The following is an 18,187-nucleotide window of genomic DNA, read 5'->3' as shown; positions in this document are numbered from 1 at the left end:
TAACGTCGAACGAGCGGCGCGCGGATCGACACGGCCCCGGAGAAATCTCCCGCCGCACGGCAGCCGGGCTGCGCAACCCGAGTTGGTCAACCGGCGGCGAGAACCTCTCGGAGCCTCGCGGCGAACTCTTCGGGCTTGCCGGCATAACCGAACTGACCACCGAGGAATCCGCCGTGATGGCTCGGGAACACCGTGGCTTCCTGGCCGAGCAGGGCGGCGGTGCCGACGGCCGTACGGGCGGTGTACGTTCCCGCCGACTCCTCGCCGACCGCGATCACGATCCGGGTCGGTGCCGCGGTGAGCGCTTCCGCGTCGGGGCGGTAGTCGGTGATCGCCCACGAGTTCTTCGACAGCAGCGGATCGTCGCGGGTGCCGTCGTCGTCGGTCGGCAGGCCGAACATCGCCGGGTCGGGCTCGGGCTGCGCAAAGTAGGCGTCGGTGAACTCGCCCTGCCAGGACGTCATCGCGATGAACGCGGCCATGCCCGCACCGGTGCCCTTCGCCTGGTACGCCTCGTGGAAGGCGGCCCGCGCGCGTTCGGCGGCCGCGGCGTCGGGCAGCACGGCGTTGATCGGCGGCTCATGCGCCACCAGCGTGACGACATCGCCGGGGTGGGTCGCGACCAGTTCGAGCGCGGTCACCGCACCACCGCTGCTGGCGAACATGTCGACCGGACCGGCGCCGAGCGCCTCGACCAGAAGGTGCAGGTCGGCGGCCTGATGCTGCGGCGTGTGATCGGACCGGCCGTCCTTGCGGACGCTGCGGCCCAGGCCGCGCGGGTCGTAGGTGACGACCGTGCGGTCCGTGAAGTGGGCGGCGAGCGCGTCGAAGCCTTCCGCAGTCATCGGCTGGCCGATCATGACCAGGGCGGGACGCCCACCGGCTGGTGGGAGCGGGCCGCGAACGTCGTAGACCAGGTCGACGTCCGGCAGGGCGAGGGTATGCGTCTGTGGCTTCGTCATGACGCTGAGACTACGGCCGCCGACAGAAGCGGGCGTCGGCTGTGATCTCCGCCCACCTCTCCCACCGTTCGGTTGACACTTGTGCTGTCACATGCAAATAATAGTTGGCATGAGCAAGCAGGAGCTGACGGGTGATGCGCTCCTCGGGATGCTGGGCGCCCTCGCCAACCCGCACCGGCTGCGGGTGGTGGCCGCGCTGGCCGGTGGCCGGGCGTACGTGTCGCAGCTCGCCCGCGACCTCGGCATCAGCCGCGCCCTGCTCCAGGTGCACCTGAAGAAGCTGGAGCGGGCCGGTCTGGTGACCGCCGACCTCGAGCTGTCGCCGGACGGCAAGGCGCTGAAGTTCTACCGGGCCGCGCCGTTCTCGCTGCTGCTCACACCCGAGGTCATCGCCGCCGCGGCGACCACCCTGACCACCGATCCGAAGGAGCAATGATGGACATCCCTCCGTTTTCCTCATCGTGGCCGGCGGGCTGATCGTCGCGGTCATCTGGTTCCTCGGCACCCGTTCCCGGGCCGAGCAGCAGCGGCGTCACGCCGAGCTGACCGAGCGCACCGAGCGCACCATGAGCCAGGTACGCGATCAGCTTGCCGAGCTCAACCGGCGTACCGGCGAGGTGGAACGCATCCTCAAGGACGCCGAATGAGACATGCGCCCAACGCGATCACCGCGGTCCGCACGGTGGTCGCGGTCGGACTGGCGGTGACGGCTCTGGCGCAGCGCAGCCCGGCCCTGCTGATCGCGGCGTACGCCACCTACTGGGTCGGCGACATCGCCGACGGCGCCGCCGCCCGCGCACTCGGCCAGGAGACCCGGGTGGGTGCCGTCTTCGACATCGTCGCCGACCGTGCCTGCACCGCCACCTGCGCCGCCGCGTTGATCGTCCTGCGACCCGACACCGCGCTGCCGGTGGGCGTGTTCCTCGTCCAGTTCATGGTCGTCGACCGGCTGCTGAGCCTGGCGTTCCTGCGCTGGCCGCTGCTCAGCCCGAACTACTTCGCGCAGGTCGACCGCCGGATCTGGTGGTGGAACTGGTCGCCGCCGGCGAAGGCCGTCAACACCGGCGCCCTCATCGTCCTGGTCGTGCTCAGCCCGTCACCGTGGCCGCCGCTGGCGTTCGCGCTCGCCGTCACCGCCGTCAAGGTCGCCTCGCTGGTCGCCGCGACCCGGCTGACACCTCCCACGACAATCATCCCCACCCCGGTCTGCGGCTCGCGATGATCGCGATCCTGGCGGCCGCGGCCGTCGGGATCGTCTCGGCCGTGCTGCCATTCGTCCCGATCGAGCCCTACCTGGTAGCCACCACGGCCGCCGGGCACGGTCATCCGGTGGCGCTGGGCCTGGCCGCCGCGGCCGGTCAGACCGCCGGGAAGGTCGTGCTCTTCCTGGCCTCGCGGGGCACGGTGCGGTCGGCGTGGCTCCAGCGCAAGCTGGCTTCCGTACGCCGCACCGGCCGGCACCGCCGCCCACCACCCGACCGGCCGTGGCCCGCCGCAGCCCTGCTCGCGGTGAGCGCCACCACCGGCCTGCCGCCACTGCTGGCCACCAGCGTCTACGTCGGAACCACGACGATGCGCCCGGTCGTCTTCACCGCGATCTGCCTGGCCGGCCGCGCGGTCCGCTTCGTGGCCGTCGCCTGTGCCCCCGGCCTCGCCTGACGTCAGGGATCCGGCCGCCTGCGCGAGGGACCGCTCAGGTCAGGGACCCGAGCCGGTCCCCCACTCGCGCTGCGTTACCGGTGCCGTCCCGATCGGCCGACACACTCACCGCACGTCGTTGCCACCGGCCAGCTCGGTCCTGCGGCGCACCAGCACCGCCCTCGCGCGGCGGGCCGCCCGCAGGTTCGCGGCAGCCAGCACGCCCAGCGTGAGCACGACGCCCACCAGCGACGGTTCGAGCTGGTGCCGCAGAACGGCGATGACCAACGCGCCGACGGTGAACGCCAGCCAGGCGCCGACGCCGAGCCAGCCGGCGACGACCCGGTCCCGGGCAAACAGCGGCGTCCGTCGCGTCACAGCCCAGCCGCCGAACGTCGCCCAGCACAACCCGATCGCCACCAGGACCGCGAAGGCCACCCTCGTGCGCGCCGGCAGGTTGGGCTCCGTCGCCCAGAGCAGGCTCAGCAGGGCGCTCCCGGCGAGACCGGCGAACGCCGGCGACGGTCTCCCGGTCGACGACACCGTCCGCCTCGTCATCTCCCGGCAGGTCGTCGATCGGTTCGGTTTCCGGGCACGTGTACGCGTCCCGCAGCCGGTTCAGCACTGCCCGACGGGCGATGGTGAACAGCCACGGGGTGAACCGGTCCGGCCGCCGCAGCCTCGGCAGCCCTCTGAAGACCGCCAGCCAGATCTCCTGCACCACGTCGTCGTCGGACCCGCCGAGCATCCGCCTGACGTACCGCTCGACCGCCGGATGCCAGCCCTGCACCAGCTCGGTGAAGGCCTCCCGCTCACCCAGCTGACAGCGGACCACCAGCAACTCATCGCTCATCGGCCCTCCTTCACCTGTTCAGTCGGCGCGCGGGCCCAGCAGGTTCATGTCCGAACTGGTGACAGGCCCCGGCATCCGGATCCGCCGCTGGTCGTGCGCATCGGATGCTGGGGCGCCGGCACCGCCCCGTGCCGGCCGTTCGACGTCCGGGGACGCCGCGGGCTGCGCGTCGTCGGCGCGCTGATCAGGCGTGCTGGTCTGCCGCGGTCCCCTCGGCGAACAGGTTGCTCAAATGTCGACGAGCAGAAGCCCGTGGTTGTTGAGGTTCACCCGCTGGCCCGGATCACGCCGTGATGATGACGTGCAGGTTCCGGGGTCCGTGGACGCCCTCGACCCGGTTGAGTTCGATGTCACTGGTGGCCGACGGCCCGCTGATCCAGGTCAGGGGTCGGTGCGGATCGACCCGGGTGAGGGCGTCCGGCACGGTGGCGACGACCTGCTCGGTTCGCACGACGCACACGTGCACGTCCGGCAGCAGCGTGATGATCCGGCGGCCCTGGTCGGGGGCCCCGTCGAGCAGGATCGTGCCCGTTTCGGCCACGGCCACCGCCGCCGCGGTGACGACCCCGTCCAGGGTCGCGATCCGCGCCGCGGTGAGGTTGTCGTCCAGCACCGGGGTGACGCTGTCCGGCAGCCAGTGCCGGGGCAGTTCGGGTGGCACGACGATCTGCCGGCCGCCGAGCAGTTCGTCGACGGTCCGGGCGACGTCGGCGTCGGCGCACCGGTGCACCGTGGCCCGGTAGTCGGTGAGCCGGTGGACGAGCAGGTCGAGGTCGGCGGCGACGGATCCGGTGCTCCGGTAGCCCCGCGGCACCGGAGCCGGCGCGGTCCGTGGCTCGCCGAGTGCGGCCCGGAGCCGGCCGAGGACGAGGTCGCGCGCGCTCACCGCTCGGCCCACCACTGGCGGAAGGTCTCCGATGGCGGCTGCGGCAGGTCACGGCTGGCGGCCCAGCCGGACAGCGGTGGTGGCAGGCCGCGTCCGCGCGGGCCGGCGAGCCGGCTCAGCTTCGCGGCGCGCTGCGCGGCCGCGTACAGCGCCGGGTGGTCCATGGTGTACGCGGCCACGGCCATCGCCGCCGCCTCGGCGCGGGGGTGGGGGGCCTCGGCGCGCAGGTGGACCAGGATCGACGGGATGTCGATCATCACGGGGCAGGCGTCGTAGCAGGCGCCGCAGAGCGACGAGGCATACGGCAGGGAGGCGTTGTCGGCCACGCCGGTCAGTTGCGGGGAGAGCACCGCCCCGATCGGCCCCGGATAGACCGACCCGTACGCGTGCCCGCCGGTGCGTTCGTACACGGGGCAGACGTTCAGGCAGGCCGAGCAGCGGATACAGTGCAGCGCCTGCCGCCCCACCTCGTCGGCGAGCACCGCGCTGCGGCCGTTGTCCAGCAGCACCAGGTGGAACGTCTGCGGGCCGTCGCCCGGCGTGACGCCGGTCCACATCGAGGTGTAGGGGTTCATCCGCTCCCCGGTCGACGCCCGGGGCAGCAGTTGGAGGAAGACCTCCAGGTCCCGCCAGGTCGGGATGACCTTCTCGATGCCCATCACCGTGATCAGCGTGTCGGGCAGGGTGAGGCACATCCGCCCGTTGCCCTCCGACTCCACCACGGCCAGGGTGCCCGTCTCGGCGACGGCGAAGTTCGCCCCGGAGATCGCCACCTTCGTGCTGAGGAAGGTCCGCCGCAGATGCCGGCGGGCCGCCGCCGCCAGGGCCGCCGGCTCGTCGGTCAGCCCTGGATCGACGCCGGGCATCTCACGCAGGAAGATCTCCCGGATCTCGGCCCGGTTGCGGTGGATCGCCGGCACCAGGATGTGGCTGGGCTTGTCCCGCCCGAGCTGGACGATCAGCTCGGCCAGGTCGGTCTCCACCGGCTCGATCCCGGCCGCCTCCAGAGCCTCGTTCAGGCCGATCTCCTGCGTCGCCATCGACTTGACCTTCATCACCCGGTCGGCGCCGGCGGCCCGGACCAGGTCGGTGACGATCCGGTTCGCCTCGACCGCGTCGGCCGCCCAGTGCACCGTGCCGCCGGCCGCGGTGACCGCCGCCTCCAGCTGTTCGAGCAGCTCGGGCAGGCGGGCCATGGTGTCGGTCTTGATCGCCCGGCCGGCGGCCCGCAACTCCTGCCAGTCCGGCACCTCGCCGATCACCGCCCCCGACTTGCCGCGGATCGTCGTGGTGGCGTGCCGCAGGTTCCGGCGAAGCTGGGCGTCACCCAACGCCCGCCGGGCCGCGGCCGGGAACGGCTCGTCGCCACGCAGATGCCCCACCCCGCGCGGAGCAGGCGTCGGCATGCCCAGGAAGGTCCGGCTCACGGTCGCACCTCCAACCGGTCCCGCTCACCGGCCGTCGCCGACCGTTCCGTGCTGGCCAGGATCTCCGCCAGGTGCACCGTCCGCACCCCCGCCCGCAGGCGGGACAGCCCGCCGCCGATGTGCATCAGGCAGGAGGCGTCCCCGGCCGTGCACACGTCCGCCCTCGCAGCCAGCACGTTGCGCATCTTGTCCGCCAGCATGGCCGTCGAGGTGTCCGCGTTCTTCACCGCGAAGGTGCCGCCGAAGCCGCAGCACTGCTCCGCCTGCGGCAACTCCACCAGCTCCAGGCCCCGCACCTCGCGCAGCAGCCGCAGCGGCTTGTCCCCGACGCGGAGCATGCGCAGGGAGTGACAGGTCGGGTGGTACGTCACCCGGTGCGGAAAGTACGCTCCGACATCGGTCACCCCCAGCACGTCGACCAGCAGTTCCGACAGTTCATGCGTCCGCGCGGCCACCTCCTCCGCCCGGCTCGCCAGCCGCTCATCCCCCGCCCGGCGCGCCACCGTCGCGTGCTGATGCCGCACCGACCCGACGCACGAGCCGGACGGCGCCACCACCACGTCGTACGGGGCGAAGACCCGCACGTGCCGGCGCACCAGCCGCAGCGCCTCGTCCGGATAGCCGGTGTTGACGTGCATCTGCCCGCAGCAGGTCTGGTCCTCGGGGAAGACGACCTCGTGGCCGAGGCGTTCCAGCAGCCGTACCGTCGCTCTGGCCGCCTCCGGGAAGAGGGTGTCGGCGAGGCAGGTCACGAACAGGGCGATCCGCATCGTCAGCCACCCGTCCCGTCTTCGGCATGAGCGCGCCCGGGGTTCAGCACCTCGGCATCTGCCGGCGGGCCGGCACGCTCAGACAATGCGGCCCAGCCATTCCTCGACGCCGGCGATGTGGACCGTCGCCCACGATCGGGCCAGCTCGGGTTGCCGGGAGGCGATGGCCTCCAGGATCGCGGCGTGCTGTTCACGGGTCTTGTGGACGGCGCCCTCCTGCGTCAGTCCCCGCCAGATGCGGGCGCGGGTGGTCGGGCCGGAGAGGCTGTCGAGCAGCGAGCTGAGCAGTTTGTTGCCCGCGCAGGCCGCGATCTGCCGATGGAACTCCAGATCGTTGGCGACGAGTTCGTCGATGCTCGGATCCTCGCCGAGCGCGTCCAGCACGCTCCAGAGCTTGGCGAGTTCCTCATCACCGATCCGCTGCGCGGCGAGCGCGGTGGCGGCCGGCTCGAGAATGCGGCGTACCTCCAGGAACTGGAGGACGGTGTCGTCCCGGTGAAAGTCGACGACGAAGCTCAGCGCGTCGAGCAGCATCGCCGGGTCGAGGCTCGTCACGTATGTGCCGTCGCCCTGGCGCACGTCGAGCACCCGGATCAGCGACAGCGCTTTGACCGCCTCGCGCAGGGAGTTGCGGGACAGGCCGAGCCGCTCGGCGAGGTCGGGTTCGCGCGGCAGCCGATCACCGGGGCGCAGTTCGCCCGCGACGATCATCTGCTTGATCTTGCCGATCGCCTCGTCGGTGACCGCCATGCGTTCCTTCACCGTCCCTATCTACCACGAAAACCGGTACGTGCTCAGGGGCCGAGTCGGTAGGTTCGCGCCGCGGTGTCGCCGAACACCGCCGCCCGCTCCTGCGGCGACAGCGGCGGCAACGCCTCGGCCACCGCCGACAGCACCGCGCCGTAGTCGGCGGCCAGCCGGCAGACCGGCCAGTCCGAGCCGAACATCAGCCGTTCGGGGCCGAACAGCGCCACGGCCGCGCCGACGAACGGGCGCAGGTCGGCGACCCGCCACCGGTTCCAGTCCGCCTCGGTGACCAGCCCGGAGAGCTTGGCGGTGACGTTCGGCAGTGCCGCGAGTTCCGCGACCGGATCCGCCCATTCGGCCAGGCCGGCCGCGCCGTCGCGGATGCGGGGTTTGCCCAGGTGGTCGAGGACGAAGCCGAGCTCCGGCACGGCGCGGGCGGCCCGGGCCACCGCCCCGAGCTGGTCGACCCGGACCACGACGTCGAATGCCAGGCCGGCCCCGGCGACGGTACGAAGCCCGCGCCGGACCTGCGGGCGGTCGAGGTATTCCGGGTCCGCCTCGCCCTGCAGTTGCGGCCGGACGCCCACCAGCAACCCGCCCCCGGGCAGGTGGCGGTAGCGGGCGATGGTGTCCGCGAGCGCGGGGTCGGCCGGGTCGGCCCACGCGACCACCCCGCCGATCGCCGCGGTGCTGCTCCCGTACTCGAGCAGGACGGCCGCCTCCGCGGTGTCGCAGCGCCCGCCCTCCACCAGGATCGTCCGGTCGACGCCGGCGGCGGACAGCTCCGGCTGGAGATCGGCGGGCAGGAACGACCGGCGGATCGGGGCCAGGTCCGGCTCGTCGAGCCACCGGTAGCCGTCGTCGATCCGCCACAGGTGGTGGTGCGCGTCGACGATCATGGCCGGCCCGACGGACGGATCGGGACCGGGGCATCCGGGCGCAGCAGTCCTTCGACGACCAGCTCGGACCAGAATTCGGCCGGCGGTGGTGCGGCTGCCTGCAGCGCCGCGTTCCGCCGCACCTGCCGGGAGTCGTGCGCCCCGACCACCACCGCCGCCACCGCGGGGTGCGCGCCGGCGAAGGCGAGCGCCGCCGCCGGCAGCGAGGTCCCGTGCCGGGCGCAGACGGCGGCGATCGCCCGCACCCGGTCAACCATCGGGGCCGGCGCGTCGTGGTACTCGTAGGGCAGCCCGGCGTGTGGCCGGTCGACGGCGAGCAGACCGCTGTTGAAGACGCCCGCGTTGAGTACGGAGACGCCGCGGTGCGCGCACTCCGGCAGCAGCGTGTCCAGCGCGGGCTGCTCCAACAGCGTGTACCGGCCGGCGACCATGACGGCGTCGAGTTCGGTCTCGGTGACGAACCGGTGCAGCACCTGCCACCGCTTGGACCCGACCCCGATCGCGCCGACGACACCCTGCGCCCGCAGGTCGTGCAGGGCGGGATAGGCCTCCTCGAGCGCCTGAGTCTGGTGGTCCTCCGGATCGTGGATGAGCACCACGTCGATCCGGTCCAGGCCGAGCCGGACCAGGCTCGCCTCCAGCGAACGGTGCACCCCGTCGGCGCTGAAGTCCCACACCCGACGGTGGTCGGCCGGCACGTGGAAGCCCGCCGGGTCTGGTCGCGCCGCTCCGGCGGGGTCCGGCACGAGCAGGCGACCCACCTTGGTGCTGACCGAGTACGAGGGTCGGGGCAGGCTGCGCAGCGCGTCGCCGAGCCGGCGCTCGGAGAGCCCGAGACCGTAGTGGGGAGCGGTGTCGAAGTACCGGATGCCCGACTCCCAGGCCGCCGCCACGGTGTCCGCGGCCTCCGGGTCCTGCAGCGCCGTGTACAGATTGCCGAGTTGGGCGCAGCCGAGACCCTGCGGACTCACGGTCACCTCGGACCGCCCCAACCGGACAGCGGTCACGGCAGCTCCCAGACGAGGCGCAGCCCCGAGTCGGCCCCGGAGTAGTCGTCCTCGACCTCCAGCAACTCCGCCATCCGGGCCTGCCAGGGCACGTTCGCGGGATGATCCCGCAACTCGTGTCGCATCCGCTGGTAGTCCTCGACCTCGACCAGATGGAACAGGTCGCGCCCGTCCCGCCAGATTCGCCACGAGCGCACCCCGGCCGCGCGCAGCGCGCTGTCCAGCTCGGCGGGGATGACCCGGTGCACGGTGTCGTACTCGCCTTCCCTGCCCGGCTTGAGCCGGGTGTGCAGGGCGATCCGTTGCATGGGGCAGCTCCTTCCCTCAGTCAGGACGATCCGCGGCGGGGCGCGGCCGCAGCCCCTGCATGCCGCCGTCGACGGCGAGGACACTGCCGGTGGTCGACCCGGCGAGGGGGCTCGCGAGGTAGGCGATCGCCGCCGCCACCTCGTTCGCGCTGACCAACCGGCCGAGGGGCTGGCGGGCCTGCAACGCGGCCAGCTCCGCCGTCGGGTCCTCGGCCGCCTCCAGCAGCCGACGCACCCACGGCGTGTCCGCCGTGCCGGGGTTGACGCAGTTGACCCGGATCCCCTCCCGCAGGTGGTCGGCCGCCATCGCCAACGTCAGTGACTGCACAGCCCCCTTGCTGGCGCTGTAGAGCGCCCGGTCCGGCAGGCCGGCGGTCGCCGCGATGGAGCAGGTGTTGACGATCACCGCGTGGGGCGACGCGCGCAGGTGCGGCAGTGCGGCGCGGGTCACCCGGACGATCCCGACCACGTTCACGTCGAGCACCCGGTGCCACTCGTCGTCCGGGTTGCTCTCCACCGTGCCGCGAGCTCCGATGCCGGCGTTGTTGACCAGTACGTCGATGCCACCGAGCGCCTGGGCGGCGGCGGCCACGGCCTCGCGCACCGAGGGATCGTCGGCGACGTCCGCCGCGAAACCGAGCAGCGGCTCGGGCGCCGCGTCGGGGCGCAGGTCCAGACAGGCCACGCGGGCGCCACGCTCCGCCAGCAGGGTCGCCGTCGCCAGCCCGATGCCCGACGCCCCGCCGGTCACCAGGGCCTTCAACCGGGCGAACTCGCCTCCTTCACCCGTCACCGTTCCACCTCACCATCGGTCCGGTCGTCCTCGTCGCGGCGCCGCCCGCCGCCGCTCCCACTCACCGTCGGACCGGGCGCGCCCGCCGCGGACCAGGCCGGGCCGTGCGGGAAGACGTACTCGGCCAGCGTCTCCGGCCGCATGGTGGCGCTGAAGCCCGGTGCGGTCGGCGCGTGGTAGCGGCCGCGCGAGACCTCCACCGGATCGACGAAATGTTCGTGCAGGTGGTCGACATATTCGATGACCCGGTCCTGCATCGAGCCGGACACGGCGACGAAGTCGAACATCGACAGGTGCTGGACCAACTCGCAGAGGCCCACCCCGCCCGCGTGCGGGCACACGGGCACCCGGAACTTCGCCGCCAGCAGCAGGATCGCGAGAACCTCGTTGACCCCGGCGACCCGAGCCGCGTCGATCTGCACGTAGGAGATCGCCTCGAGCTGGAGCAACTGCTTGAAGACGACCCGGTTGGCGATGTGTTCGCCCGTCGCGACCCGGATGGGTGCCACCCCGCGGGCGATCGCGGCGTGCCCGACGACGTCGTCCGGGCTGGTCGGCTCCTCGATCCAGTACGGGTCGAACGGGGCCAGCTCGCGCATCCAGCTGATCGCCTCCGGCACGTCCCAGCGCTGGTTGGCGTCGACCGCGATGCGGACGTCCGGCCCGCAGGTCTGCCGGGCAATGTCCATCCGCCGGATGTCGTCGGCCAGAACCGCGCCGACCTTCAGCTTGATCTGGGTGAAGCCCTCCGCCACCGCTTCTTTGCACAGGCGGCGCAGTTTGTCGTCGTCGTAGCCCAGCCAGCCCGGCGACGTGGTGTAGGCCGGGAACCCCTCGCGCCGCAGCAACTCCTCCCGTTCGGCGCGTCCCGGTTGTGCGGTGCGCAGGATCCGCAGCGCCTCGTCGCGGGTCAGGGCGTCGGTGAGATAGCGGAAGTCGATCAGCTCGACGAGCTCCTCCGGGCTCAGCCGGCTCAGCAGCTGCCACAGCGGCAGCCCCGCCCGCTTGGCCCGCAGGTCCCACAGGGCGTTGATCACGGCGGAGATCGCCATGTGCATGACGCCCTTCTCCGGGCCGAGCCAGCGCAGCTGCGAGTCGTGGACGAGCTCGCGCCAGAAGCCGCCGAGGTCGGCCAGGACCGCCTCCACCGACCTGCCGAGCAGGTACGGCCGCAGCGAGGCGATCGCGGCCGCCTGCACCTCGTTGCCGCGCCCGATGGTGAACGCGAAGCCGTGCCCCTCGTGCCCGTCCACCTCGTCGGTGCGCACCACGAGGTAGGCGGCCGAGTAGTCGGGGTCGGGGTTCATGGCGTCGGAGCCGTCCAACTCGCGCGAGGTCGGGAAGCGGACGTCGAGGACCTCCAGCTCGGTGAAGTTCATGCCTGCCCCATCTCCTGGCGCTGCCGCCCCAGCCCGTCGATCTCCAGCTCGACGACGTCACCCGCGACCAGGTACGGCTTCGGCTCGGGTTGCCCCAGTGCCACTCCGGCCGGGGTGCCGGTGTTGATCACGTCGCCCGGGTGGAGGACCATGAACTGGCTCAGGTAGCGGATGATCTCCCCCACCGGAAAGACCATGTTGGCGGTGGTGCCGTCCTGCCGCAGGTCACCGTTGACCCACAGCCGCAGCCTCAGGGCCTGCGGGTCGGGCACCTCGTCGGCGGTGACCAGCCAGGGTCCGAGCGGGTTGAAGGTCTCACAGGACTTGCCCTTGTCCCACTGGCCGCCACGTTCGAGTTGGAACTCGCGCTCGGAGACGTCGTGGGCGACGGCATAGCCGGCGACGCAGTGCATCGCCTCGTCGACGCTGGACAGGTAGCGGGCGGTGCGTCCGATGACGACGGCGAGCTCGACCTCCCAGTCGGTCTTCGTGCTGCCGCGCGGTACGAGAACCGTGTCGTCGGGTCCCACCACGGTGTCCGGGGCCTTCAGGAAGACGACCGGCTCGCTCGGGATCGGGGCACCGGTCTCGGCGGCGTGGTCCCGGTAGTTCAGGCCGATGCAAACGATCTTGTTCGGCCGCAGCGGTGGTCCGATGCGCAGTCCTTCGGTGGTGAGCACCGGCAACTCGGCCGTCGGGACTTCTGTCAGCCGCCGGATGCCGTGGGTGGCGAGGAACGACGCGTCGAGGTCGTCGATCAACCCGCTGAGGTCGCGCAGTCGCCCGGCCTCGTCCAGCAGTGCCGGGCGTTCCTGTCCTGGTGCGCCCACCCTCAAGAGCCTCATGCGTCGCCCCCAGAATCCATGTCGCACATCCAATACGTCAGTTCTCACACAGCTCACGTCAATGCGCCGCGGCGCCCCGGCTATCCCTTGGTGGCGCCTCCGGTCAGGCCTTTGACGAACTGTCGTTGGAGAGCCAGGTAGAAGATCAGCACGGGCAGCGTGGCCAGGAACATCAGCGCGAAGAGGCTGCCGAAATCCGCCTGGTACTGCCCGATCGAGCGGTAGATGCCGGTGGTGATCGTGGTCCCCTGGCTCGGGCCGAGAATGATCAGCGGATTGATGAAGTCGTTCCAGATCCACACGCTGAGGAAGATGACGACGCTCGCGGTCGCGGGGCGCAGCAACGGGAAGACGACCCGCCAGAAGACCTGCATCCGACTCGCACCGTCGATGCGTGCCGCCTCTTCGAGTTCGACCGGTACGGCGCGGATGAAGCCCATGAAGACGAAGATGCCGAACGGTACGTAGTAGCCGACGTTGAACAGCACCAGACCCTGCAGTGTCGCCATCAGGTGGGTGAACCGCAGCACGTCGGTGATCGGTATGAGGATCACCTGCGGCGGGATCATGAGCCCGCACAGCAGGAGCAGGGTCAGTGCCCGCGTCCACCGATTGCGGGTGCGGGCGAGGTAGTGGCCGAGCATCGCGGAGAGCACGATGAGCACCAGCACCGACAGGAGGGTGACGACGATGCTGTTGGTGAGGCTGACCCAGAACAGGCGGTCCGGTCGGGTGAGCACCGCCTCGATGTTGGCCAGTGTGGGCGGCAGCGGAAGCTTGGCGGGTTGCTTGGCGATCAGGTCACCGGGTTTGAAGACGTTCGCCAGGACGAAGTACAGCGGCACGAAGAAGACCGCGGCGAGCGTGATCGCGACCCCGGGGCGCAGCCACGACGGTTTGCCATGTTTCACAGGTCCACCTCCCGGCGCTGCAGGAACCTCAGCGCGATCGCGGTCACGACCGCGACGATGAGCAACATCAGGATCGCCATGGCGGAGGCGTAGCCACCGTGGTTGGCGTCGAAGCCGGTCTGGAGCACGTTGAAGGCGATGGTGGCGGTGGTGCCGGATCCCGGCCCACCGTTGGTGATCACCTTGATGTAGTCGTATGCCTTGAACGCCGAGATCAGCAGGACGACGGTGTTGACGGTCAGGGCGGGCGCCAGCATCGGCCAGGTGACGGCGCGGAACCGGCGGACCGGGCCGGCGCCGTCGATGGCGGCGGCCTCCTGCAGCTCGACGGGCACACCCTGGAGGCCGGCGAGGTAGACCACGACGCAGAAGCCGAGCATCTGCCAGCTGATGATCGACGCCACCGAGTACAGGGCGACGGCCGGATCGGAGAGCCAGCCGGGGGGCTGGTCGACCCCGAGGGCCCTCAGCGCCTCGTTGAGCGGTCCTTCGCTGTCCAGCAGGCGCGACCAGATGACGCTCACGACCACGGAGCTCAGGATGACCGGGGTGAAGAAGACGCTGCGCAGGGCGTTGTAGAGCCATCCGTGCCGGTCGAGCAGCAGCGCGACCGCCAGCCCGAGCACGTTCGGCACGATCACCACGATCACGGTGAGGATGCTCGTCACCCGCAGCGCCGTGAGGAACTGGTCGTCGCGCAGCAACAGCTGGTAGTTGTCCAGTCCCACGTACCTCGTCGGCGGGTTGAACGGGTTGTAGTTGGTCAGGCTGTAGCCGAGGCTGACCAGGATCGGCGCCAGGACGAAGCAGGCGTAGATCAGCACCCCCGGCGCGGCGAACGATGCGAAGTGCCCGAGGGCCGGCCCCAGGGGCCGTCGTCGCCGGGTTCTTGTCGTCTCCTCCGGTGCGGGCCGTGTGGCAGGCCTAGCGACCTGGGCAACCATGGCGCCTACTCCTTCCGTTCCTACCGGTCGACCGTCGCCGGCCTCGGTGCGACCGCGGGGGTGTGGAGAGCGAGGCGCTCTCCACACCCGGTCGTACGCGTCGCCGGATCAGCCGGCCTTCGACCATTCCGTGTCGAGGAAGGCGGCCGCCTGGGCGGGCGTCCTGCGTCCGGTGATCAGGTCCTGTGCGGCCGCGTCGACCTTGTCGGCCATTCCGGGCAGCAGTCCGTCGTCGGCCGTCTCCCAGCGGAATGCGTGCACGACGGCCTCCTGGGCCTGCGCCTGCTGGTAGAGCTCGTATCCCGCCTTGAACACCGGACCCACGTCGGAGGGCAGTGTGTAGCCCTTGATCGCGGGGAAGAGTCCGTCGGCCTTGACGGACGCGTCGAGCTGCTCCTTGTCGAGCTGGAACGCCAGCGCGAACTTCTTGGCCGCGTCGAGGTTTTTGGCCTTCGCGCTGACGATCATGCCGCCGCCGGTGTAGGCGGGCGCCACGACCGTGCCGTCCTCGGTCGGGACGTTGAACACGCCGATCTCGAAGCCGGGCTTCTTGGTGTCGGCGTTCGCCGCGAACCAGTTTCCCATCGGATACATCGCGCCCTTGCCGTCCAGGAACGCCTGTTCTGTGGCCGCGTAGTCCCGGGAGACCGCCGACTTGTCGAGGTAGCCCTTGGCGGCCAGGTCGGCGAACTTGCCCAGGGCCTTCTCGAAGTCGGGGTCGGCGAACTTCGCCTGGTTCGACCGTCGCTTGGTCAGCCAGTCCGGCGTCTTCGCGTACAGGTCGACACTCACGAGGCCGGACAGGATCATCGACGAGGCGAAGCCGTCCTTGCCACCGCCGATGACGAACGGCGTCATCCCCTTCGCCTTCAGCTTCGCCGACGCGTCGAGCAGCTCGGCCCAGGTCTTCGGGGTCGCGGTGACGCCGGCGTCGGCGAACATCTTCTTGTTGTAGTAGATCGGCGGGATGGTCTGGGTGTTGGCCGGGAGCTGGTAGTACTTCCCGTTGATCGGGTTCGCCGTCGGATAGAGGAAGTCCTTCAGCTCGTCCGGCTGCCACGCGTAGAGATTTCCGGCCTCGGCGAACCCGGCCGGGGACACCGCGATCATGACGTCCGGGAACTGGCCCGACTGCAGCAGCTGCTTGGCGTACGCCGTCCGACCGTCCGCGGTCGGGGCCACCAGCTTCTTGACGGTGATGTCCGGATTCTTGGCGGTCACCCGCTTGATCGCGGCATCCCAGTACCCGGGGGTGAGGTTCGGCGTCTCGAAGGTCAGGAAGGTGACCTCCTGCTTGCCGTCCACGGTGGACGAGTTGTCACCGACCGTGCAGGCGCTGAGGGCTACGACGGCCGCGAGTGCGGCCGCCACCCGGAATGCTCGGGGCTTGTTCCGCATTGAGCCACCTCTCGTGTGGTCGGACAGTGGTGGGAGTGGCGAGGGGGCAACGCCGGAGCGCAGTACATCCGATCTTTGGGCGGAGTGTCAACGCCCGAAGCCGGAAAAGGCGTCATCCCTCCCCGGATCGATCGGATGACTGCCCGGTTCGCGGCATTCCTTGGATTCGAGCGACTTCGCCCGTTTGGACCGGTGCCGAATGCCCATGCCCGCGGCACCGAGCCATCGACCGCCGGGTCGTACGCTTCGCGGATGCCTGGAGTTGAGTTCGACGCCGCGACCCGGACCTGGCTGCTCTCCACCCCCGGTACCGGGTACGCGTTGCGCCTGGGTGATGACGGTGTGTTGCGCCACCTCTACTGGGGACCGCGGCTGACGCTGGCCCAGGCGAGCACCGTGCCGGCGCCGCGTCCCGCCACGTTGACCCAGTTCGAGGGCCGGGTGTACGACATCGAGGAGTTCCCGGTCGAGGGTGGGGCCCGGTTCGGTGTGCCCGCGCTCCAGGTACGGTTCGCCGACGGCACGCGGGGCCTGGAGCTCGCCTTCGCCGGCCAGGAACGCAACGCCGACACGCTGTCGATCCGGCTGGTCGACCGGCACTACCCGTTCGAGGTCAGCCTCCACTACCGCGTGTATCCGGACAGCGACGTCGTCGAGCGGTGGACGTCGCTGGCGAATACCGGCGACGTGCCGGTCGAGGTGCTGCGGGCCGACTCGGCGACCTGGCCGGTCCCAGCCCGCGCGGGCTACGTCGTACGCCATGTGACCGGCCACTGGGGCGGGGAGAGCCAGGTGGAACGGGTCGACCTCGCCCGCGGCGAGACGGTGCTGACAAGCCGGCGCGGGACCACCGGCCACCACGCCAACCCCTGGTTCACCATCGACGCCGGCGACGCGAGCGAGGAACACGGTGAGGTCTTCAGCGGCGCCCTGGCGTGGAGCGGCACGTGGCGGATCACCCTGAGCCGTACCCCGACCGATGTCGTCTGCGTGACCGGTGGGGCCGGCCATGAGGGCGTCTCCTGGCGGCTGGCGCCGGGCGAGCGGCGGGAGACGCCAGTGTTCGCCGGTCTCTACGGCGTCGGCGGTTACGGGGCGACCAGCCGGGTCTGGCATCGCTACGTGCGTGGGCACGTTCTGCCGCACCCACAGGAGTTACGACCGGTGACCTACAACTCCTGGGAGGCGACCGGGTTCACGGTCGACGAGCCCGGTCAGCGGCGGCTCGCCGCCCAGGCGGCCGAGCTGGGAGCGGAGTTGTTCGTGATGGACGACGGCTGGTTCGGCGCCCGGGTCGACGACCGCGCCGGTCTGGGCGACTGGACGGTGAACCGGGACCGATTCCCGAACGGGCTGGCCCCGCTGGCGGCCGAGGTGCACCGGCTGGGCATGAGGTTCGGCATCTGGGTCGAGCCGGAGATGGTGAACCCGGACAGCGATCTGCACCGGGCGCGCCCGGACTGGGTCCTGCACATGCGCAACCGGCACCGTACCGAGCTGCGCCACCAGCTGGTGCTCAACTTCGCCAGGCCGGATGTGGCGGAGTGGGCGCACGGCTGGCTGGACGAACTCGTCGGCGGCAACGACGTCGACTTCCTGAAGTGGGACATGAACCGACCGTTCACCGAGGCCGGCTGGCCGGACGGCGGTGACGATCCGGACCGGCTCTGGGTGCGCTACGTCGAGAACCTGTACGGGGTCCTGGACCGCCTTCGCGCCGATCACCCGCACCTGCGGATCCAGACGTGTTCGGGCGGCGGCGGCCGGGTCGACCTGGGCATCCTTCGCCGCACGGACGAGGTCTGGCCGTCGGACAACACCGACGCCCGGGACCGGTTGTCGGTCCAGCACGGCTATGGCCAGATCTATCCCACGGTCACCATGGCCGCCTGGGTGACTGACGTACCGAACTTCTTGACCGGGCGGACCGTGCCGCTGCGGTTCCGCTTCCACGTGGCCATGGCCGGCGTGCTGGCCATCGGCGGCAACCTGCCGGAGTGGGCCGACGAGGAGCTGGCGGAGGCTCGGCTCCTGGTGGCGCAGTACAAGCGGATCCGACCGGTGGTGCAGCACGGGGACGTCTATCGGCTGCTGCCGCCGTCCGACGGCCTGTCCGCGACCCAGTACGTCGCGGTTGACGGCACCGAATCCGTCGTCTTCTTCTGGCTCCCCGCGCCGTGCTTCGGCCGCGAGGCGGCGCCCGTGCGGCTGCGGGGGCTGGACCCGGCCGCCCGTTACCGTGACGAGGCGACCGGCGAGGTGCAGCACGGCGCCGTGCTGCTGGGCCACGGACTGCGCCCGCAGTTGCCGTCCGGGGACTACGCCAGCGCGGTCGTCCACCTCGTCCGCGTCGACTAGGCAGCCGGCTTCCACCAGCGCGACCAGCGCTGGTCATCCGATGAATGACGGTCCGGCCGGCA

20 protein-coding genes and 1 pseudogene are annotated in these 18,187 nt (G+C 71.0%); 5 read left to right on the top strand and 16 right to left on the bottom strand.

Annotated features, from left to right (window positions below; all coding sequences use genetic code 11):
* Nucleotides 1–86 precede the first annotated feature (86 nt).
* Nucleotides 87–860 (bottom strand): alpha/beta fold hydrolase, encoded by a 774-nt coding sequence (locus F8274_RS00265; protein WP_225853486.1) that lies wholly within the window; start codon nt 858–860, stop codon nt 87–89.
* A gap of 211 nt (nt 861–1,071) precedes the next feature.
* Between F8274_RS00265 and F8274_RS00260 the strand changes: the two genes are divergently transcribed.
* Genes F8274_RS00260 through F8274_RS00245 form a run of 4 tightly spaced genes read left to right on the top strand, consistent with a single transcriptional unit; the run spans nt 1,072 to nt 2,621 of the window.
* Nucleotides 1,072–1,398 (top strand): helix-turn-helix domain-containing protein, encoded by a 327-nt coding sequence (locus tag F8274_RS00260; RefSeq protein WP_151460223.1) that lies wholly within the window; start codon nt 1,072–1,074, stop codon nt 1,396–1,398.
* A 25-nt stretch (nt 1,399–1,423) separates the two neighbouring features.
* Complete coding sequence (locus F8274_RS00255; RefSeq protein ID WP_151460222.1) at nt 1,424–1,609, top strand: hypothetical protein; 186 nt, start codon at nt 1,424–1,426, stop codon at nt 1,607–1,609.
* A complete protein-coding gene (locus tag F8274_RS00250; protein WP_151460221.1) occupies nt 1,606–2,184 on the top strand; it encodes a CDP-alcohol phosphatidyltransferase family protein in 579 nt (192 codons plus the stop codon). Before F8274_RS00255 ends, F8274_RS00250 begins: the two co-directional genes overlap by 4 nt.
* A complete protein-coding gene (locus F8274_RS00245; protein WP_151460220.1) occupies nt 2,181–2,621 on the top strand; it encodes a hypothetical protein in 441 nt (146 codons plus the stop codon). The genes F8274_RS00250 and F8274_RS00245 overlap by 4 nt, the downstream gene beginning before the upstream one ends.
* A gap of 105 nt (nt 2,622–2,726) precedes the next feature.
* Here F8274_RS00245 and F8274_RS31020 read toward each other — a convergent pair whose 3' ends face one another.
* The 15 genes and pseudogenes from F8274_RS31020 to F8274_RS00175 form a co-directional block, all read right to left on the bottom strand.
* Nucleotides 2,727–3,158, bottom strand: coding sequence for a hypothetical protein (locus F8274_RS31020; RefSeq protein WP_192579629.1), 432 nt, complete (start codon nt 3,156–3,158; stop codon nt 2,727–2,729).
* 55 nt (nt 3,159–3,213) lie between these two features.
* Nucleotides 3,214–3,453: pseudogene (locus F8274_RS00240) on the bottom strand (RNA polymerase sigma factor); the annotation flags it as partial.
* Nucleotides 3,454–3,736: 283 nt separating this feature from the next.
* Nucleotides 3,737–4,339 (bottom strand): LUD domain-containing protein, encoded by a 603-nt coding sequence (locus F8274_RS00235; protein ID WP_151460219.1) that lies wholly within the window; start codon nt 4,337–4,339, stop codon nt 3,737–3,739.
* The gene (locus F8274_RS00230; protein ID WP_151460271.1) at nt 4,336–5,745 is read right to left on the bottom strand and encodes a lactate utilization protein B; all 1,410 of its coding nucleotides are present in this window, start codon (nt 5,743–5,745) and stop codon (nt 4,336–4,338) included. The genes F8274_RS00235 and F8274_RS00230 overlap by 4 nt, the downstream gene beginning before the upstream one ends.
* 17 nt (nt 5,746–5,762) lie before the next feature.
* Entirely contained in the window at nt 5,763–6,536 is a 774-nt protein-coding gene (locus F8274_RS00225) for a (Fe-S)-binding protein (protein WP_151460218.1), read from the bottom strand.
* A 78-nt stretch (nt 6,537–6,614) separates the two neighbouring features.
* A complete protein-coding gene (locus tag F8274_RS00220; protein ID WP_151460217.1) occupies nt 6,615–7,286 on the bottom strand; it encodes a FadR/GntR family transcriptional regulator in 672 nt (223 codons plus the stop codon).
* A 44-nt stretch (nt 7,287–7,330) separates the two neighbouring features.
* Nucleotides 7,331–8,182, bottom strand: a complete 852-nt coding sequence (locus F8274_RS00215; protein WP_151460216.1) for an amidohydrolase — start codon at nt 8,180–8,182, stop codon at nt 7,331–7,333.
* The gene (locus F8274_RS00210; RefSeq protein ID WP_225853485.1) at nt 8,179–9,153 is read right to left on the bottom strand and encodes an aldo/keto reductase; all 975 of its coding nucleotides are present in this window, start codon (nt 9,151–9,153) and stop codon (nt 8,179–8,181) included. Before F8274_RS00210 ends, F8274_RS00215 begins: the two co-directional genes overlap by 4 nt.
* Before the next feature lie 32 nt (nt 9,154–9,185).
* Entirely contained in the window at nt 9,186–9,497 is a 312-nt protein-coding gene (locus tag F8274_RS00205) for an L-rhamnose mutarotase (RefSeq protein ID WP_151460214.1), read from the bottom strand.
* A gap of 16 nt (nt 9,498–9,513) precedes the next feature.
* Nucleotides 9,514–10,290: an SDR family NAD(P)-dependent oxidoreductase gene (locus F8274_RS00200; protein ID WP_151460213.1), complete on the bottom strand. Its 777-nt coding sequence runs from the start codon at nt 10,288–10,290 to the stop codon at nt 9,514–9,516.
* Nucleotides 10,287–11,669 carry an L-fuconate dehydratase gene (locus tag F8274_RS00195; protein ID WP_151460212.1) on the bottom strand — a complete coding sequence of 461 codons (1,383 nt, stop codon included), beginning with the start codon at nt 11,667–11,669 and terminating at the stop codon, nt 10,287–10,289. The genes F8274_RS00200 and F8274_RS00195 overlap by 4 nt, the downstream gene beginning before the upstream one ends.
* Nucleotides 11,666–12,514: a fumarylacetoacetate hydrolase family protein gene (locus F8274_RS00190; protein ID WP_151460211.1), complete on the bottom strand. Its 849-nt coding sequence runs from the start codon at nt 12,512–12,514 to the stop codon at nt 11,666–11,668. The genes F8274_RS00195 and F8274_RS00190 overlap by 4 nt, the downstream gene beginning before the upstream one ends.
* Before the next feature lie 80 nt (nt 12,515–12,594).
* Nucleotides 12,595–13,425: a carbohydrate ABC transporter permease gene (locus F8274_RS00185; RefSeq protein WP_151460210.1), complete on the bottom strand. Its 831-nt coding sequence runs from the start codon at nt 13,423–13,425 to the stop codon at nt 12,595–12,597.
* A complete protein-coding gene (locus F8274_RS00180) occupies nt 13,422–14,249 on the bottom strand; it encodes a carbohydrate ABC transporter permease (protein ID WP_225853484.1) in 828 nt (275 codons plus the stop codon). The genes F8274_RS00185 and F8274_RS00180 overlap by 4 nt, the downstream gene beginning before the upstream one ends.
* Before the next feature lie 228 nt (nt 14,250–14,477).
* On the bottom strand, nt 14,478–15,767 hold the full coding sequence (locus F8274_RS00175; RefSeq protein WP_151460208.1) for an ABC transporter substrate-binding protein: 1,290 nt from the start codon (nt 15,765–15,767) through the stop codon (nt 14,478–14,480).
* Between the two features lie 252 nt (nt 15,768–16,019).
* Here F8274_RS00175 and F8274_RS00170 point away from each other — a divergent pair, with 252 nt between their 5' ends.
* A complete protein-coding gene (locus F8274_RS00170; RefSeq protein ID WP_151460207.1) occupies nt 16,020–18,125 on the top strand; it encodes an alpha-galactosidase in 2,106 nt (701 codons plus the stop codon).
* Nucleotides 18,126–18,187 lie beyond the last annotated feature (62 nt).

The organism is Micromonospora sp. AMSO31t (genome assembly GCF_008868175.1).
In the GTDB taxonomy this organism is placed as follows: Bacteria; Actinomycetota; Actinomycetes; order Mycobacteriales; family Micromonosporaceae; genus Micromonospora.
The sequence above is the reverse complement of the archived record's forward strand: the minus strand, read 5'-3'. Positions and strand labels throughout refer to the sequence as shown.

Excerpts from the sequence above, each read along its gene's own strand:
- F8274_RS00265 (WP_225853486.1), bottom strand. The coding sequence starts at position 860 with ATGATCGGCCAGCCGATGACTGCGGAAGGCTTCGACGCGCTCGCCGCC.
- F8274_RS00260 (WP_151460223.1), top strand. The coding sequence starts at position 1,072 with ATGAGCAAGCAGGAGCTGACGGGTGATGCGCTCCTCGGGATGCTGGGC.
- F8274_RS00250 (WP_151460221.1), top strand. The coding sequence starts at position 1,606 with ATGAGACATGCGCCCAACGCGATCACCGCGGTCCGCACGGTGGTCGCG.
- F8274_RS00245 (WP_151460220.1), top strand. The coding sequence starts at position 2,181 with ATGATCGCGATCCTGGCGGCCGCGGCCGTCGGGATCGTCTCGGCCGTG.
- F8274_RS31020 (WP_192579629.1), bottom strand. The coding sequence starts at position 3,158 with ATGACGAGGCGGACGGTGTCGTCGACCGGGAGACCGTCGCCGGCGTTC.
- F8274_RS00230 (WP_151460271.1), bottom strand. The coding sequence starts at position 5,745 with ATGCCGACGCCTGCTCCGCGCGGGGTGGGGCATCTGCGTGGCGACGAG.
- F8274_RS00225 (WP_151460218.1), bottom strand. The coding sequence starts at position 6,536 with ATGCGGATCGCCCTGTTCGTGACCTGCCTCGCCGACACCCTCTTCCCG.
- F8274_RS00220 (WP_151460217.1), bottom strand. The coding sequence starts at position 7,286 with ATGGCGGTCACCGACGAGGCGATCGGCAAGATCAAGCAGATGATCGTC.
- F8274_RS00215 (WP_151460216.1), bottom strand. The coding sequence starts at position 8,182 with ATGATCGTCGACGCGCACCACCACCTGTGGCGGATCGACGACGGCTAC.
- F8274_RS00205 (WP_151460214.1), bottom strand. The coding sequence starts at position 9,497 with ATGCAACGGATCGCCCTGCACACCCGGCTCAAGCCGGGCAGGGAAGGC.
- F8274_RS00195 (WP_151460212.1), bottom strand. The coding sequence starts at position 11,669 with ATGAACTTCACCGAGCTGGAGGTCCTCGACGTCCGCTTCCCGACCTCG.
- F8274_RS00190 (WP_151460211.1), bottom strand. The coding sequence starts at position 12,514 with ATGAGGCTCTTGAGGGTGGGCGCACCAGGACAGGAACGCCCGGCACTG.
- F8274_RS00175 (WP_151460208.1), bottom strand. The coding sequence starts at position 15,767 with ATGCGGAACAAGCCCCGAGCATTCCGGGTGGCGGCCGCACTCGCGGCC.
- F8274_RS00170 (WP_151460207.1), top strand. The coding sequence starts at position 16,020 with ATGCCTGGAGTTGAGTTCGACGCCGCGACCCGGACCTGGCTGCTCTCC.